Below are 2,095 nucleotides of genomic sequence, written 5' to 3' on the forward strand. Positions count from 1 at the left end.
GTGGTGCTTCCTGCCACCGCGCCCCGCGTCCGCGCAACGCGTCCTCGAGCTGCCACGGGAACTCCTTCGCCCAGCGCTTGCCGAACACCGCTTCCTCTTCATTCGTGAAGCCCGTCATCGCCTTGCCTGCAACCAACATCGTTCCATCGCCGAGCTTCACGTCCACCAGCGCGGCCGGCCCATGGCAGACCGCGCCGATCACGGCGCCCTGCATGTAGGCTTCGGCCAGCAGCGACGCCAGCGCGTTGTCGCGCGGCAGATCGAACATCGCGCCCTTGCCGCCGACGACGTAGATCGCCGCGTAGTCCGCCGCTTTCACGTCGCGCGTCGAACGCGTCGCCCCCAGCGTACGCATGGCCTCTGCATCACCGAGCAACGCCGCGTTGAAGGGTTCCTGCGCGTTGTACTTGTCGGCTTCCACGGCACCGCCCTGCGGACTGGCGACGTCCACCTTCAGTCCATTGGCCCTGAAGATCAGCCAGGCTTGCGACAGTTCGTCGAACTCGTAGCCGGGACGGGTCTTGCCCTGGTCGCGTCCCTCACCGCTGACGACGATCAGCACCTTGTCCGGCACGGCGGCGTGCGCTGGCAGTACCACGACGAAGCAAATCAGTGCGCCCAGCCGGCGCAGGGCGTTGGGAATCAGGGACATGGGACGGATCTCCGAGGGAAGGCCGCCAGTGTCCCGCGCCCGGATCAACCAAGCTTCAAACGCGCGCTACCAACCCGTCTGCGGGCCGAACACGTAACGCTTCAGTGCCTTGCCGAAGCTGCGCGCATCGGTGACGGTCTCGGCATGCAGGCCGGCGTCGCGTGCGCCCTGCACGTTGGTGAACTTGTCGTCGACGAACAGCGTGCTGCCGGCGTCCCAGCCCAGCACGTCGAGCGCACGCGTGAACGTCGCCGTCGCCGGCTTCCGCATCTGCAGTCCGCCGCTGGTCAGCACCCGGCCTTCGATGCGGGCCGCCATCGGCGCGACGATGCGGGGGATCGCGCGCGTCATCATGACGCCGTTGTTGGTCAGTACGCCCAGGGAGAGAGCGGGGTGCAGCGCCGCGATGCGCTCCAGCACGCCGTCGATGGCCGTGCTGCCCGCCATGCGTGAAGCCAGCCAGGCGTCTTCATCCACCACCGCGCCCAAGCCCTCGCCCAGTCGGCCGAGATAGGCGGCGGTGTCGATCGTGCCGCTGTCGTACTCGGTTTCCAGGCCCGAGACGAACAACACCTCGCGCACCCGTTCGGAGGCGCAACCCGCATGCGCGGCGAGGTGCGCGATGCGCACGTCGTGCCGGTAGTGGGCCAGGACGCCGTCGAAATCAAACAGCACCTGGTGGATGCGGGGCTTCATCCCGCGGCGACGACCTTGAAGGCCTCGCGGGCAGCGGCGATCGTCGCGTCAATGACGTCGGGCGTGTGCGCGCTGGACATGAAGCCGGCTTCGAACGCCGACGGCGCCAGGTACACGCCGCGTTCCAGCATCGCGTGGAAGAAACGGTTGAACGCCGCCGTGTCGCAGGCCACTGCCTGCGCATACGTGTCCACTTGCTGGTCGGTGAAGAACAGCCCGAACATCGCGCCGACGCGCGTGGTGGTCAGCGGCACGCCGGCATCGCGTGCGGCGGCTTCCAGGCCATCGCAGAGCGTCGCTGTCGCCGCGGCGAGGCGGTCGTGGAAACCCGGCGCCTGGATGAGCTCCAGCATTGCCAGACCCGCGGCCATCGCCACCGGATTGCCGCTCAGCGTGCCGGCCTGGTAAATCGGGCCGGCCGGTGCGATCTGCTGCATCAGGTCGCGACGGCCACCATAGGCGCCCACCGGCATGCCACCGCCGATGATCTTGCCGAAGGTGGTCAGGTCCGGCGTGATGCCGTAGTGCGCCTGCGCGCCGCCCAGCGCCACGCGGAAGCCGGTCATCACTTCGTCGAASAYCAGCAGCGTGCCRTGCTGCGTGCACAGGGCGCGCAGGTGCTGCAGGTAGCCTTCGCGCGGCGGCAGGCAGTTGGCATTGCCGACGACGGGTTCGATGATCAGGCAGGCGATCTCGCTGCCGTACTGTTCGAACAGCTGCGTGGCGCCTTCGACGTCGTTGTAGCTC

Annotated in this window: 3 protein-coding genes; all 3 read right to left on the minus strand. The window is 68.2% G+C overall.

The features are described 5' to 3' along the window. A partial coding sequence (locus AC04L7_RS17300; RefSeq protein WP_475513522.1) for a type 1 glutamine amidotransferase domain-containing protein occupies positions 1–652 on the minus strand: 652 nt, incomplete at its 3' end. Between the two features lie 66 nt (positions 653–718). Next, the gene (locus AC04L7_RS17305) at positions 719–1,348 is read right to left on the minus strand and encodes an HAD-IA family hydrolase (protein WP_436000312.1); all 630 of its coding nucleotides are present in this window, start codon (positions 1,346–1,348) and stop codon (positions 719–721) included. Then, a partial coding sequence (locus tag AC04L7_RS17310) for an aminotransferase class III-fold pyridoxal phosphate-dependent enzyme (protein WP_475513523.1) occupies positions 1,345–2,095 on the minus strand: 751 nt, incomplete at its 5' end. The genes AC04L7_RS17305 and AC04L7_RS17310, both read right to left, overlap by 4 nt.

Source organism: Pseudoxanthomonas sp. LjRoot204_2 (assembly GCF_056175765.1).

Coding starts and splice junctions, on each gene's coding strand:
- AC04L7_RS17305 (WP_436000312.1), bottom strand. CDS start 1,348: ATGAAGCCCCGCATCCACCAGGTGCTGTTTGATTTCGACGGCGTCCTG.